The sequence below is a fragment of the Flavobacterium sp. TN-1 genome (genome assembly GCF_052828645.1).
The window spans coordinates 2,831,825-2,847,154 of record NZ_CM128253.1 but is presented as its reverse complement, the minus strand read 5'-3'; the positions used below and the strand labels follow the sequence as shown (position 1 = coordinate 2,847,154).

Annotated in this window: 10 protein-coding genes; 5 read left to right on the top strand and 5 right to left on the bottom strand. The window is 28.4% G+C overall.

Annotation, left to right across the window (positions count from 1 at the left end):
- Nucleotides 1-39: 39 nt before the first annotated feature.
- On the top strand, nucleotides 40-2,130 hold the full coding sequence (locus ACUXZJ_RS12880; RefSeq protein ID WP_060382394.1) for an LTA synthase family protein: 2,091 nt from the start codon (nucleotides 40-42) through the stop codon (nucleotides 2,128-2,130).
- 188 nt (nucleotides 2,131-2,318) lie between these two features.
- Here the strand turns inward: ACUXZJ_RS12880 and yaaA are convergent, their stop codons facing one another.
- On the bottom strand, nucleotides 2,319-3,077 hold the full coding sequence (gene yaaA / locus ACUXZJ_RS12875; RefSeq protein ID WP_060382393.1) for a peroxide stress protein YaaA: 759 nt from the start codon (nucleotides 3,075-3,077) through the stop codon (nucleotides 2,319-2,321).
- Between the two features lie 261 nt (nucleotides 3,078-3,338).
- Here yaaA and ACUXZJ_RS12870 point away from each other — a divergent pair, with 261 nt between their 5' ends.
- Complete coding sequence (locus tag ACUXZJ_RS12870; protein ID WP_060382392.1) at nucleotides 3,339-4,328, top strand: aspartate-semialdehyde dehydrogenase; 990 nt, start codon at nucleotides 3,339-3,341, stop codon at nucleotides 4,326-4,328.
- Between the two features lie 131 nt (nucleotides 4,329-4,459).
- On the opposite strand, the gene ACUXZJ_RS12865 is transcribed toward ACUXZJ_RS12870, so the two are convergent.
- From ACUXZJ_RS12865 to ACUXZJ_RS12850, 4 genes are all read right to left on the bottom strand, one after another.
- The gene (locus tag ACUXZJ_RS12865) at nucleotides 4,460-5,101 is read right to left on the bottom strand and encodes a hypothetical protein (RefSeq protein ID WP_060382391.1); all 642 of its coding nucleotides are present in this window, start codon (nucleotides 5,099-5,101) and stop codon (nucleotides 4,460-4,462) included.
- 14 nt (nucleotides 5,102-5,115) lie between these two features.
- Entirely contained in the window at nucleotides 5,116-5,610 is a 495-nt protein-coding gene (locus ACUXZJ_RS12860; protein WP_060382390.1) for an RNA polymerase sigma factor, read from the bottom strand.
- Between the two features lie 368 nt (nucleotides 5,611-5,978).
- Nucleotides 5,979-10,430 carry a T9SS type B sorting domain-containing protein gene (locus ACUXZJ_RS12855; protein WP_060382389.1) on the bottom strand — a complete coding sequence of 1,484 codons (4,452 nt, stop codon included), beginning with the start codon at nucleotides 10,428-10,430 and terminating at the stop codon, nucleotides 5,979-5,981.
- 34 nt (nucleotides 10,431-10,464) lie between these two features.
- Entirely contained in the window at nucleotides 10,465-12,744 is a 2,280-nt protein-coding gene (locus tag ACUXZJ_RS12850; RefSeq protein ID WP_060382388.1) for a T9SS type B sorting domain-containing protein, read from the bottom strand.
- A 313-nt stretch (nucleotides 12,745-13,057) separates the two neighbouring features.
- Between ACUXZJ_RS12850 and nadC the strand changes: the two genes are divergently transcribed.
- From nadC to ACUXZJ_RS12835, 3 genes are all read left to right on the top strand, one after another.
- A complete protein-coding gene (gene nadC, locus ACUXZJ_RS12845; RefSeq protein ID WP_060382387.1) occupies nucleotides 13,058-13,915 on the top strand; it encodes a carboxylating nicotinate-nucleotide diphosphorylase in 858 nt (285 codons plus the stop codon).
- A 66-nt stretch (nucleotides 13,916-13,981) separates the two neighbouring features.
- Nucleotides 13,982-14,908, top strand: coding sequence for a YihY/virulence factor BrkB family protein (locus ACUXZJ_RS12840; protein WP_060382386.1), 927 nt, complete (start codon nucleotides 13,982-13,984; stop codon nucleotides 14,906-14,908).
- A 1-nt stretch (nucleotide 14,909) separates the two neighbouring features.
- The gene (locus ACUXZJ_RS12835; RefSeq protein ID WP_060383846.1) at nucleotides 14,910-15,329 is read left to right on the top strand and encodes a DUF2147 domain-containing protein; all 420 of its coding nucleotides are present in this window, start codon (nucleotides 14,910-14,912) and stop codon (nucleotides 15,327-15,329) included.
- The last annotated feature ends 1 nt before the right edge of the window (nucleotide 15,330 follow it).

The window sequence follows — 15,330 nt, the reverse complement described above, 5'->3', positions numbered from 1 at the left end:
CCAAATTTAATAGTTAATTTTGCTAAAATTTAAAATGCAATGAATTTTTTTGAAAAAAAATCGCCCTACAAACAGTTGTTGAGTCTATTTTTACTTAGTAACTTTATTTTAAGAATTGTGCTCTTATTTCATCCTATTACCACTACTAGTTTTAGTTGGAAAGAATTAGGTAAGATTTTTCTAACAGGATTTATTTCTGATTTTTTTGTTTTTATTATGGCTTCTGGTTTATTATGGCTCTATTTATTATTTTTATCGAATACTAAATATGAAAAGCCTTGGGGCTATATTATTTTTGTTTCCTTTTGCACTCTTTTATTATATGTAAGTTTTGGTAATACGATTTTAAATGAATATGGGGGTGTTTTACCCGAAATAGGTATAAGTTTTGTAGCTCTTAAGACTTTGTTTTTTGGATTAATGCTTTTTATGCCTACTTATAGAAAACAAATTCGAACTATTTTATTTTCAATAACGGTATTTTTAGTGGTGCTAATTATAGTACAAAATACGGTGAGCGAATTTTTCTTTTGGAATGAATTTGGTGTACGTTATAATTTTATTGCAGTTGATTACTTAGTTTATACAAACGAAGTAATCAAGAATATAATGGAATCGTATCCTATAATTCCTTTATTTACAGGAGTTGGATTAATTACGGCATTTTTTACTTATAAAATAGTAAAAACCTCAGAGGTGTTTTTAAAAAATCTGCCTTCTTTTCAGGATAAAGTAAAATCAACTATTGCTTATATTGGTTTAATAATAGTAAGTTTTTTTTTAATTCCTATTCTAGCTAAACAAGAAACTTCTTCAAATGTTTTTGCTAACGAGTTGCAGGCAAGTGGTCTTTATCGTTTTTACTTAGCATTTATGAATAGTGAATTAGATTATCAAAAATTTTATAAAACTATTCCAGAAGAAGAAGCATTTACTTTATTGAAAGAACAATTAGGTAATTTAGAAAATAAAACATCTGAAAGATTAATTGTTTCTAGATTACCAGAAACTAAGAAGAATGTGGTTTTAATAACTATTGAAAGTTTGAGTGCTGATTTTATGAAATGTTATGGAAATCAGCTTAACGTAACTCCTTTTTTAGATAGTTTGGCTACTCAAAGTACACAGTTTACCAATTTATATGCGGTTGGAAATAGAACAATAAGAGGCTTAGAGGCAGTTACATTATGTCTTCCTCCATCACCAGGTGAAAGTATAGTAAAGAGAAAAGACAACAAGAATAAGTTTTCTACAGGAAGTATCTTTAAACAAAAAGGATATACGGTAAAATATCTTTATGGGGGAGATGCTTATTTTGATAATATGGAAGATTTTTTTGGAGGAAATGGATATGAAATAGTAGATAAAAAAACGTTTAAACCTAATGAAATAACTTTTTCCAATGTTTGGGGAGTTTGTGATGAAGATATGGCTAAAAAAGCTATTCAAGTAATGAATGCAGAAGCTAAAACAGGGAAACCTTTTTTTAATCATTGGATGACTGTAAGTAATCATAGACCTTTTACTTATCCTGCTAATAAAATAGACATTCCTAATGACGCAAAATCACGTGAAGGAGGTGTAAAATATACTGATTATGCCTTGCGTCAATTTTTTAATATGGCAAAAAAACAAACTTGGTATAAGAATACTATTTTCGTAATCATTGCGGATCATTGTGCATCAAGTGCAGGAAAAACAGAATTGCCTATGGATAAATATCGTATACCTGCTATGATTTTTGAACCCATGAAAAAAGGAGCTATAAATCCAATATTAATGTCTCAAATAGATATTATGCCTACTTTATTTGGAAGGCTAGGTTTTCGTTATACGAGTAAATTTTATGGACAAGATGTTTATTCAATAGATTACAAACCAAGGGCATTTATAGCAACATATCAAGATCTGGGGTATATTAAAAACAATATACTTACAATTATTTCACCAAAGCAAAAAGTGAAGCAATTTGATTTGGTTTTACAACCTTCTGTTTTATCAAAAGAATTTCAAATCATGTATGATGAAATAACTAAAAATGATATAGATAATCAATTGGTAAAAGAAACGATTAGTAATTATCAAACCGTTTCTCAAATACTAAAATCAAAGCAATATGAAAAGAATTAAATTCAATAGTTAAAAAATATAAAAGAAAAGAAACTGTCCAAAAAAATTGCAATCTTTCATTTCGACCAAAAGGAGAAATTACATAATGTTGATTATGAGATCCTCCTTATGTCAGAGTGACAAACTGCATGTTGATTTATTATTTTTTGGACAGCCTCTTTTTATATATAAAGATTCATTTTATTAGTTTATCTTGTAAATACTAATTTAGTATGTGTAGAGAGAGATGCGTCAAATGAATATCTTTCGTAATTAAAACTTTTTAAATCTTCTAATGTTTCAATATTGTTTTCAATAATATAACGAACCATAAGTCCTCTAGCTTTTTTGGCAAAAAAAGAGATTATTTTTAATTGACCATTTTTATAATCTTTGAATTCAGGTGCAATAACAGGAACTTTTATTTTTTTAAAATTAATGACAGAAGAATACTCGTGACTAGCAAGATTAATCAAAATATCGTTATTTTCTAATTCCTGATTTAAACTATCTGTTAAGGTTTCTTTCCAATATTCATAAAGATTTTTTTTATTACCTATAGCTAACTTTGTTCCCATTTCTAAACGATAAGGTTGAATGAGATCTAATGGTTTTAATAAGCCGTATTGTCCCGAAAGTATACGGAGTTTACTTTGTAATTGATCTATTTTTTGTTCTGATATACTATAGGCATCTAATCCTTGGTAGACATCTCCGTTAAAAGCATACACTGCGGGACGAGCATTTTTAGGCGTAAAGGGAATTTTAAATTCTTGATTTCTTTGCCAATTTAATTCTCCTAGTGCAGGTGATATTTTCATTAGATTAGATAAATCATTTGGTGTTAATTGTTTTAATACTTTAATTATTTCTTCTGACTTATTTAAAAAAGAGGGTTGTGTAAATTGATCAATAGGTAATTTTTTTTCAAAATCTAAAGATTTTGCAGGAGATATAATAATTTTCATTATGTTTTTATTTAATGCCTTGATTACAAAAATACTTCGAAATATATTCAATAAGCAATTCTTACAATTGTTTTTTTCTATTTTTTTATAGTAGATTTAATCAGGTATTTTTATTTTTAAAATGTGAAAAAAATGTAAATGCAAGAATATGCTATTTATCTTTTTTAATGTTAAGAATTTCTTATAAAATAAGAGTTCTAAATAGTTTGAAAATAAATATTATGTACATTTGTTCTGCAAAAATTAAACATACACAAGACAATGAAAATAGCTGTTGTAGGTGCTACCGGTATGGTAGGAGAGGTAATGCTACAAGTTTTAGCAGAACGTAATTTTCCAATCACAGAATTAATTCCTGTGGCTTCTGAAAAATCAATTGGAAAAGATATAGAATTTAAGGGAAAATTGTATAAAGTAGTAGGTATGCAAACAGCGGTTGAAATGAAACCCGAAATTGCTATTTTTTCTGCAGGTGGAGAAACTTCTAAAGAATGGGCACCTCAGTTTGCAGCGGTTGGAACAACAGTTATTGATAATTCATCTGCTTGGCGTATGGATCCTACAAAAAAGTTAATAGTTCCTGAAATTAATGCAGCTATTCTTACCAAGGAAGATAAGATTATTGCTAATCCTAATTGTTCGACTATTCAAATGGTAATGGTACTGTCTCCTTTACATAAAAAATATGATATAAAACGTGTTATTGTTTCTACTTATCAGTCTATTACAGGGACGGGGGTTAAAGCGGTAAGACAATTAGAAAATGAATATGCTGGAATAAAAGAAGAAATGGCTTACAAATATCCAATTCATCGTAATCTAATCCCACAATGTGATGTTTTCGAGGAAAATGGTTATACGAAAGAAGAAATGAAATTAGTTCGTGAAACTCAAAAGATACTAGAAGACAAAACAATTGCTGTTACAGCTACTGCTGTAAGGGTTCCTGTAGTAGGAGGACATAGTGAAGCTGTAAACGTTGAATTTAAAAAAGATTTTGAAGTTTCAGAGGTTCGCGCTATTCTACACGAAATGTCAGGGGTAACTGTACAAGATAATATAGATACTTTTACGTTTCCAATGCCTTTGTATGCAGAAGGTAAAAATGATGTTTTTGTAGGAAGAATTCGTCGTGATGAAAGTCAGCCCAATACCCTTAATTTATGGATTGTAGCTGATAATTTAAGAAAAGGTGCAGCTACTAATGCAGTGCAAATAGCAGAATATTTAGTAACTAATAAATTAGTATAATATTTTGTTGCTATTTTTAAATAAATATATCTAGGAGGTCTCTAAAAATTAAGCTTCCTAGATATTTAAAATAAGGAAGTCATAAACTAAATTTAAACTATCTTTTTGGAAATTAATTCCATAAAACTTTGTTAGCTTATCTTTTCTAATTCAAGGTAATTTCTCTTTAGTTTACGCAATAATCTGCCGTATAAGAAATTATAGATTAATAAAAAGATCGCAATCATTAAGCCCGTTAATAAAATAGATATCAAAATAGAAATTATTAAAATAGTATATTCACTTACTTGATTTTCCGAATATTTGAATTCATCTGATATACCTATATATACACCATACCCAAATAGATAAGAATGTATTATAGCAAAAAGACTGAGGTTAAAAACAATATATCTTTTAACAATTTGTCTAACAATAAAAATATTTTTCATTAATTGTTTTGTAGAGTTGAGTACTTCTATTTTTTTATATGATATATAAAAATTATAGATGAAATACAGTATAATCACATAAGAAATACCAGTGATAATATTTAAATAAATTTCAGGTAGATGTATTTTTTCTAAAAAAAGATCTTCTTTACTGTTTTTATTTAAAGAAAATGAAAAACTTAATATAATACCTAATAAAAACTCAATAACACTGATAATAAAAATCCATTTGACTGCTGATGATGAATTTTTATGTAACATAGCATAAATATTTTCTTCGGTCATTTTTGGAAAATTATTAGTATTATTCCAATTTTTCTTTAATAAATCCAATTCTTCCATTTTTCCTTCTATCGTTACGGATTAATTATTTGTTTTAACTTTGTTTTGATACGATTCATTTTTACTCTTGCATTTACTTCGCTTATACCTAGCGTTTCAGAAATTTCATTATAGTCTTTGTCCTCTAAATACATGAATACAAGTGCTTTTTCTATATCACTAAGTTGATATACAGCCTTGTAGAGTAATTTTAGATTTTCTTCTTCTTGGTAATTATATTCTTCTTGTAATACAAAATGCCTACTTGTTTCAAATTCAATTGTATGAATTGATTTAGAAGATTTTCTATATAAAGTAATAGCGGTATTAAGAGCTACTCGATAAGCCCAAGTTGAAAATTTAGAATCGCCTCTAAACTGAGGATAAGCTTTCCATAATTGGATTGTAATTTCTTGAAATAAATCGTTGTGTTCTTCTTCATTTTGGGTATAAAGTCTACAAATTTTGTGAACCAAATTTTGGTTATTTTTTAGTTGATTCACAAATGATTTTTCTAATTCAGTATTCATACTCCCCATTAGTTGGTAGTTTTTATGAATTGTTACAGTTTTAGAGTATGTTTTTTTTGATTATTTTGTAACTGATTGTATTTGATTAATTTATGTGTTTTGGGGTTTAATGATTACCATTGTAAAGTCATTTTTTTATTAATATATAAAATTGGAATTAATATTGAGTTTGTTTTAACTCAGATTATACATTGGATTTTGTGGTGAGGAAGAAAAAGGAGAAAAATGATAATAGACGGAAATTTTTTATTGTAGAATTTTAGGATATACGATTTATATAAGTGTACATAAATATTGTGATATAAAATAAAACCCTCACAAATTTTTTACTTATGAGGGTTAGAAAGATTGTTATTTTCAATGTTTATTTATCTTTTAATAGAAAAATGACCTTTACTAATTCTACCGTCTTTTAATTGAGTTGTAAACCAATAGTCATCTGCTGGAAGAGGTTTGCCTAAATAAGTACCATCCCATCCAGACTGTGAAGGAGAAATTTCTTTTAATAATTTTCCAAAACGGTCAAAGATTAAAATTTTGGCATCAGAATTAAATATAGAATCAGCTCCTATTACATTCCAGTAATCATTGTATCCATCACCATTTGGAGTAAAAAAGGCAGGAAAACCTAAAATAGAAAATGAAACTTCTAATGTTTTGCAACCATTTAAATCAATAACATATATTTTGTGTACGCCAGGTATTAAATTGTCAAAATAACCTATTTTTTGAGTAGGAGCATTTATATGATCTAATGCAAAAACATATTTGCCATTACCAGACACATTTATACTAACAGAGTTATTATCAACTAAATCTTGAATAATAAGATTATTGTTAAGTATAGCTGTATTAGATTCTGTTACATTGATAGTTCTTTCTCTAAAACAAGCAGATGGTGTTTTATTAATGACTTTTACTTTATAAGTACCTATTTGATTTACAGAAATAGATTCTGTATTAAAAGGAATTGTAACGCCATCTTTTGACCATTCGTAAGAAAAATTTTGATGATCACTTCCTATTGGAAGTCCAGATTGTAAAGTAATATTAAAATCAGGGTCGTCAGTACATATATAGGTGTTTGATAAGCCTGAAATGTTAGTGTCAATATTTGGTTTAGCTTCTACTTTTAATTCGAATTGTAGAGGTATTCCTAAACAAGCTTTTGTTATTTTATTTTCTACTCGAACCCATATTTTATCGCCTCCTTTATTTGTATTTCTAAAGTTAGTAAAATTATTTTTATCAATAGCTAATGATTTACCATTTGAAAATTGTTGATAATAGTCATTTTCATTTCTGTAAAAATATACTTCTATATCAGGATTATTAAATTGTGATATTATACCATTATAATTTTTAGATAAATCAAATGTTGTTATTCCGTCATAATCATCATGATTTGCATCTACATAATCATCACAAGTTATGATGATATCTTCAGGTATAAGAAAAGAGGCTTGTGCTGTTGATACATAAATTTCAAAAGGAATTACACTAAAACAATTGTTGGAATTGAGTACTCTAGCCCAAATAATTTCTAATGATTGTGCTTGATTTGTGTAAGTTTCGTGATTTTTTATTTGGTCATTTGCGTTGTTTGTAATTGCGCCTGCTTGTGTATGGAAGTAACTAAAAGTTTCATTAGCATAATTATCAGAAATTAAACTTTGAACTTTATCTAAATTAAATAGAGCAAGACCATTTGTTGAGTTAGTACATTGAATCAATCTTTGATTGCTTTTTAATATTGGAAGAGGATATATGATTAATCCTATATTATTAGAAAAAGAATCACACGCATTGCCTAAACGATTTAATTTAACTCTAAATAAATGATTTGTCATTGCGTTAGATAAATTTTTTATTTCTAGTTCAGGAGTATTAACCCCAGAATAATTACTTGTATTTGATAAATTATTCCAATTAACACCATTATCGGTAGAGATTTGCCATTGAAAAGTATCAGCGTTTGATGTTAAAGAAATCTTAGTTTTTTCTAAAAGACATCCTTTACCTGGTTTTGGCTGATCTGTTATACTTATAGGAGCAGATTGTAAGTAAATCGTATTGGGTTTTGTATATCCTATAAAGCCTATAACTTTTCCTTTGTTATCTACTTGTGGAGGAGTGATATTACCTAATATGCCATCTGTATTAGCATCAATAAATCCAGCCTCTTTTACATCAAAACATAAATCATTATCAGCGTCTAAGTCACGATAGTTACTCATTCCATCGTTATCAAAATCTATTTCTTTTTCTTCGGAATCTAAGATTCCATCGTTATCCGAATCTAAATCAAGATAATCAGGAACACCATCTTTATCGTTATCAACTGGTATTAATCCAGGTTCAAAAGCATTGTCTAATCCATTATGGTTAGTATCCGTATTAGATATAGCTATTGGGGTATTATTTTGCGCTTCTATACGATCATTTATACCATCATTATCACTATCTATATCTTCTTTATCAGGAATTGTGTCACCATCAGAATCTTTGGAAACACAAGAGGCCTCTAAATTTAAACTGGATTTGGCTGAAACTGAATCAGATAAATTTTTATGTTTGATTTTTAATATATTAATATTTTTTCCTGCTATTTTAAAAGTTCCTGAGCCTGATTGTAAAGGTGTAGTACTATTGCGTCTAAAACGAATTTCAAAAGAAGAAAATTGTTTTACGCCATTTTCAAAAATTCCATCAAAGTTGGTATCAATTAAAATTTGATTATCTGGATTTAAAACAGTTAAAGTTCTGTTAATATCACTGTTGATTATATATTCTGTATCTCCATTTAGAGATTCGTTCACTTGAATATTGTTGGGGTATTTTAATTCAATACTCGTAGGTTGATCAAATTGTATTTGATACGTTACACTATTTTGTTTTCCTTTTTGAACTTCAGTTATGATAGTGCCATTTGCATTACCTATTAATGGTGTTGTGGTTCTATTGCCATCAATAATTGTTTGAGTAATGTAATTTGTTGAACTAAAAGGAATAACACCAGTGTTAAGGTTTGTGTTGATAGCTTGATTTCCGTAAGATTCTGTACAATTTAAAATACCATCATTATCTAAATCAATATCAATGTTGTCGTTAATTAAACCATTATTGTTATCAGGACAATTACTAACAGGAATATTATCAGATTCTAATGGAGAAAAAATACCACAAGTAGAGATACTTGCTTTTACTTTATAATATCCAGGTTTAGTTGGTATATAAGTATTTGTGTTAGCGCCTAAAATAGGCCCGTCTTGATCATACCATTGGAAAGTATCAAACGAAGAGGCAGTGCTTATTGCTAGTTTAATATTTGGAATACAATTATCAGCGGATAAAGATACTTTTTCTAAAGCAATTTCGGGTTTGAAGGTAAAACCAGAATAATATCCTCCAAATGTAGCGGCTCCATTATTACCATAAGCAGCTATATATAACTCGTCTGTTGAAAAAACAGCTAGATTGCCTGTTAAGTTTTTTATTGTGTAGGTAACATAATTTGTATTACCATTAACAGGATTAGGACCTGATATTTCCTTACTAGGGAGATTTTTTAGGTCATAATCAATACCATTTATATTAAAGGTTAAAATTGCACCTGCTTTGGTTACTATTGTAATCCGACCATTAAACTGATAATTGCCAAGGTTATCAATAAATGGAATATTATTTATATTATCTGGGGTTTGACAACTTAATGGGGGAACAAAGAACATTTCTTGATTAGCAAAATCTTTACTACTATTATCATTATATTCTTTTAGAGAGCCTACAGATTGATAAGCGAAAAGGTTTTTGGTGGATTTTACATATAGATTATTATTTAATGAAAATTGAGAACCATCTATTGTTACATATTCTCCTGAATTTAAAATATAATCAGCAGTATTGCTACCATTTAAATAAATTTGAGTATCATCTTTATGTGCAATTAATAATATCCTTTCGGCAAGATCCCATCCGTCACTTTTTATAAATATATATTCTGTAGGATTAGGTGTTGTTCCATTAATAATTTCAGGTGCAATTTTATTAATTGTTTCAGCTGATACAATTTGGTCAAAGCCCATATCTAAGTTTTGAGAATCTCCGTTAGAACCCGCAAATGAGCCACTATTGACTGTAATGGGTTTATCGGCTGATATTAATGCACCTATAAGAGCATTGCGAGGTTGAAAACTAGATCCTTTTAGGGCAATAACAAAACTTTCACCATTATTTAAAATTATGTCACTGGGAGTGTTTCCTTCGTTATTATTAATTAATCTTGTATTAGGTTTTATGTTGCTAAATTTAATTCGAGTATTATTTTCAGTAGCAAGAATCGAAGCAAATGTATAATGAGAGTTATCATAAGTAGGTACATGATCGTTTAAAAATGCACCTAATCTAAATTCCTTACCCAATGCAGCAATCCCTTTTGAAACGATAGAACTAGCATGATAACTGTTTTCTGATCGTATTCTTATAGAAACAGCCACTAAGTCTTGTGCTTCAATTATATAACCTTTATTTTTAAGAATGGTATGCGCAAAAGAAGAACTTACATGAGCTTGGGTATTATTACCATAACCTATTCTATGGATATAAGGTGAATTTCTTGTAACAGTTCCAGTTATAACGTTACCTCCTAATGCTGTAATGTTAAAACTAACAGGTGATGTACTCGGTGTTGAAATATACATATATTGTTCACCAGCAGTTATCTCGCCAGAAGAAACAGGGGGTAAATAATGCGTTTTGCTAAATTGAGCGACTACCGTAAATGTAAGTAATTGAAATAATATTAAAAATTTTGCCTTCATTGAGATTGAATAAAAAACCCACAAAGCTAATTATTTATCGTTTAAGGCTAAAATGATTTTTAATAGTTTTATTGTTATAAAACTTAATACTAAACCAATAATCGTCTGCTGGTAAATTATTTCCTAAATAAGTCCCATCCCATGATTGGTTAGAATTTAATTGTTTTAATAGTTTACCATAACGATCAAAAATTTCTATTTTTTCAATAGTATTTCTAAAATTAGAATCTTTTATATACCATGTATCGTTGTATCCATCATAATTAGGAGTAAAAGATTTAGGATAATCTAACAAATAAACTGTTTGATAAGGTGTTGGTTCACATCCATTTTTATCCCTAATTGAAATATGATATTCTCCTTGTTCAAGATTAGTAAATAAATTAGAGTTTTGATATTTAACTCCGTCTATAGAAAATTCATAATCACCACCATTAGAAGTATAAAAAATTTCTAATGAATTGGTGTTAGAAAATTCAGTGATTACTGTATTTATATTAGTAGCAGGTGCTGACTCTTGAACAAAGTATTTTTTTAAAGCTTTGCACCCTTGAGAATCTATTATTTCAACTGTGTAGATCCCTTTTTGATGTATTATAATGCTATTGGTGTTTTCTAGTGTATTCCAAAGGTAATGTGTGAAATTTTTAGGGGCTTCAATTGTTAATGCTTCTCCTTTACAAATTATAAGATGACTATCTTTTACAATATCTGGATTGATATAATTTACTTTTAAAGTTATTTCAATAATGTTGTGACATGAATTATTTTGATCTATTCGAGCATAAATTTTTTGTTCATTTTTTATTGTATTATTAAAAGTATTCGTCAGAGGTAAAAGTTTTTTTTCAGCATCACTTGCGCTTTTGTAAAAACTTATTTTTGTATAGTTCGTAAGAGGTAAAATAATGTTATCAATTAGCTCTTGATCTAGAATAAAATTAGTAAAACCATCTATTTTTTCGTCATGATCACATTTAGTATAACTTTTATTAATAGGGCTAATGGTGGAAAGCTGAAGATTTACAGTTGTTTCATTTGAACAATAGCCATTACTTACTTTAGCAAAAATAGTTTTGGGAGAAGACAGATAACGTGTTGGATCATTGATAGGTGTTCCATTTGAATTTTCAGAAAAAACAACTTTATAATTAGGATTGTTAAGAGTTAATACTTGATGCAATTTTGTTAAATCATAATATCCTTTACCATCTTTATCAAAATCACATTCTATTAAATTTTGAGGTGTTAAAGAAGGAATATTTATAAATTGCACAGTAACATTTCCTTTAGAAACACAAGTTCCATTAATAAGTACTTCAACTCGATATTCAACTTCATTAGTATTCGCATTATCTGTAATTAGGTATTTGGGAGTATGGATTCCAGTATTTATATTATTTTTATACCAAGTATAAGTATTGTTAGTTCCATATTGCAATGCGTCTAATTCTACCATTTCTCCTGCGCAATAAGGATTTTGAGAAGTTATAGTATGATTATTTCCTAAAAAAGTTTCGCTTTGAAAAGTACCTCCTCCCAAAAAAATAGCCGAATCATATTTTTCATTGCCTTGATCAGCAATTACTAGTTTAATATGATAAGAGTTGCCCGCTATAACATTAGATTGAGCTTTTAAAACTTTAGTTTGACCATTAAACGCAATAGGGGAATCAAATCCATTAAACCTGTCGAAATATTCTTCATTACTTTTAGGGCAAATTGTTCCAGAACCTCTAATATTTTGCACTGTTACAGGGGTATTTGTCCCAGGTACTAAAGCAATATTTTGATAACTTTGATTACTGTTATTAGGTTTTATTAAAAAGGCAAATCCATCCGTATAACCACATTGATTAGGAGATGGGTTTGCAAGATATTGTTCTGAAGCAAAAATATAATCAAAAGAAATTTTGTTGGTAAAAGGAATATAATCAAACTCTAATACAGAAGCATTGTATGTGTTACTTATACCCAGTGCTTGCATTAAATCATTGTCTCCTTGCCAAAGTATAGCCCCATCAGATAAGTTACCTACATTAGGACCTACAGTATTTACAACTTTTCCTGTACTCAAAATAATACCATTTTGTAAAGGAAAAGAACTGTTATTATTATCAAAATAACCAATACTTGGATTTCCATAATTTTCGCCACCATGTATGGAAACATTAGATACATTACCACAAGTTACGCCCCCTAAAAAAATAGTCACTAAATCATTAGCAGTATACTGATCATTTACATTTATGTATTGTGAATGAGAATTTAATATTACAAAAAATAGAAGAATTTTTAAAAGATATTTTTTCATGAAGCTAATATACTTTAAACTTTGTAAAAATCTATAAATAGAAATTTTTATAAATAAAAAGAAATTCATAGCGATCAATAGCTTAATTAATGATTTTGAAAAATAATACCAATTTGAAAACTTTTGTTGAATACCAAATAAGAACTTTAAATAAAATGTTTTGAGAAAAAGTAAAAAAATAAAACTTAAATTAACTGTTTGAAAATAAATGATTTGGATAGATGCGTTGTTTTGATTTAGAAAGGAAAGATGAATTTTTAATTTATTTTTTGCTAAAATTAGATTATTTTTAGCCTCTTTAATGCAGATTAATATGATTTCAGAAAAACAGTTTCAAGAGGAACTTATAGATATAATAGCTAAAGGAGTAAAGGAAGATATAGGACCGGGTGATTATAGTTCTTTGGCGTGTATTCCTGTTTCCGAAGTTGGTAAAGCAAAGTTGTTGGTAAAAGATAAAGGCATTATTGCAGGAGTAGAGTTTGCCAAAATGATTTTTAATTACGTAGATCAAGATTTAGAGGTAGAAGTTTTAATTCAAGACGGAACTCCAGTTCAATTTGGGGATGTTGTTTTATATGTTTCAGGGAGTTCGCAATCTATCTTAAAAGCAGAACGATTAGTCCTTAACTCTATGCAGCGTATGAGTGCAATAGCTACAAAAACAAATTATTATGTACAGTTATTAGAAGGAACTCAAACAAAAGTTTTAGACACCAGAAAAACTACTCCAGGTTTTAGAGCTTGTGAAAAATGGGCCGTAAAAATAGGAGGAGGTGAAAATCATCGTTTTGCTCTTTATGATATGATTATGCTAAAAGATAACCATATTGATTTTGCGGGAGGTATTACTTCAGCAATAACTAAAACTAAAAAATACTTATCAGATCATAATTTAGATTTAAAGATTATTGTAGAGGCTCGCAATCTGACCGAAATCGAAGAAATTTTACAAACAGAAGGAGTGTACCGCATCTTAATTGATAATTTTAATTTTGAAGACACTCGTACTGCTGTTCAGATGATCGGAAATAAATGTTTAACAGAATCTTCAGGTAATATTAATGAAAAAACCATACGAGAATATGCTAATTGTGGTGTAGATTATATTTCTTCGGGTGCCTTGACACACTCTGTTTATAATATGGACTTGTCTCTAAAAGCAGTCTGATTTTGTTTGATAATTTGAAAATAAGCTAATTTCTGGTAAATGAGTAACTTCTCTGAAAAATAAAAAATGGAAAATACAAAAGAAATACTTCTGAAAATACCATTAATAAAACAATTAATAATTGTTTTAGATAATGTAAAATTACCATGGCTAAATGGATTATCGTTTTATGAATTAATAGAATTTTATTTAGTAGGCGTTCTTCAAGGAGGAATTAGTTATAGAGCAGCTGCCATTGCCTTTAGTTTTTTTATGGCATTATTTCCTTTTGCTCTATTTATTTTAAATTTAATCCCGTACATTCCTATCAAAGGTTTTCAGAATGATTTTTTACTATTTGTAAGAGATAATGTACCTCCTACAACGTTTGATGCTATTGAAAATATTATAAAAGATATTCTTAATAATAGTCAAACAGGACTATTGTCATGGGGGGTATTTTTATCAGTTTTTTTAATGACTAATGGAGTAAATGCTGTTATGAGTGGTTTTGAAACCTCCTTACATATTAGTGTAAAGAGACCTTATTTTAGACAATACTTTGTAGCTCTACTTATTTCGCTAATGCTCACTACCATTTTAATAATCACAATATCAGCTATTATTTTTTTAGAAATAATCATTCAAAAAACCATAATACAAGATGTATTGAGTTCCAGAGTTTCTGATAAAATATCATTAATAGAACTAGGAAGATATACTTTTGTAGTTATTATGATTCTTTTAGCAACCGCTATTTTATTTAAATACGGCATTAAACAATCTAAAAAAAAGCGACTCATTACAATTGGTACCGTTTTTACCACAGGATTAATTGTAGTATCTTCTTACTTTTTTGGTATTTGGGTTGTTAAATTTTCAAAATATAATGAACTTTATGGTTCAATAGGTACACTTTTAGTATTCCTTTTTTATCTTTGGATCAATTGTATGGTATTATTACTAGGTTTTGAATTAGATGCTTCCATACGAAAACTTAAAAAAATTAAATAAAATGAAAAAAATTGCACTTTTAACCTTATTTTTAGGTTGTTTACAAATGAATGCCCAATCTGTTTTTGGAAAATGGAAAACTATTGACGATAAAACTGGAAAAGCCAAATCAGTGGTTGAAATTTTTGAATCAAATGGTAAAGTAGTTGGTAAAATAGTTGAGATTTTAGATCCAGCAAAACGTGATAGAAAATGTGAAAAATGCGAAGGTTCTGATAAAAATAAACCTATTTTAGGCTTATTAATTATAAAAGGTCTCGAAAAAGATGGCGATGAATATAATGGAGGAAACATTACGGATCCTGAAACGGGAAATATATACAAATGTTTTATAAAATTAAATGGGAAAGATCGTTTAACCGTAAGAGGTTATATGGGAATTTCTCTTATCGGACGTTCACAAACTTGGATAAGAAGTTAAT

What these genes read in the sequence shown, in the direction of transcription:
- ACUXZJ_RS12880 (WP_060382394.1), top strand. Translation starts at nt 40, where the DNA reads ATGAATTTTTTTGAAAAAAAATCGCCCTACAAACAGTTGTTGAGTCTA.
- yaaA (WP_060382393.1), bottom strand. Translation starts at nt 3,077, where the DNA reads ATGAAAATTATTATATCTCCTGCAAAATCTTTAGATTTTGAAAAAAAA.
- ACUXZJ_RS12870 (WP_060382392.1), top strand. Translation starts at nt 3,339, where the DNA reads ATGAAAATAGCTGTTGTAGGTGCTACCGGTATGGTAGGAGAGGTAATG.
- ACUXZJ_RS12865 (WP_060382391.1), bottom strand. Translation starts at nt 5,101, where the DNA reads ATGGAAGAATTGGATTTATTAAAGAAAAATTGGAATAATACTAATAAT.
- ACUXZJ_RS12860 (WP_060382390.1), bottom strand. Translation starts at nt 5,610, where the DNA reads ATGAATACTGAATTAGAAAAATCATTTGTGAATCAACTAAAAAATAAC.
- ACUXZJ_RS12855 (WP_060382389.1), bottom strand. Translation starts at nt 10,430, where the DNA reads ATGAAGGCAAAATTTTTAATATTATTTCAATTACTTACATTTACGGTA.
- ACUXZJ_RS12850 (WP_060382388.1), bottom strand. Translation starts at nt 12,744, where the DNA reads ATGAAAAAATATCTTTTAAAAATTCTTCTATTTTTTGTAATATTAAAT.
- nadC (WP_060382387.1), top strand. Translation starts at nt 13,058, where the DNA reads ATGATTTCAGAAAAACAGTTTCAAGAGGAACTTATAGATATAATAGCT.
- ACUXZJ_RS12840 (WP_060382386.1), top strand. Translation starts at nt 13,982, where the DNA reads ATGGAAAATACAAAAGAAATACTTCTGAAAATACCATTAATAAAACAA.
- ACUXZJ_RS12835 (WP_060383846.1), top strand. Translation starts at nt 14,910, where the DNA reads ATGAAAAAAATTGCACTTTTAACCTTATTTTTAGGTTGTTTACAAATG.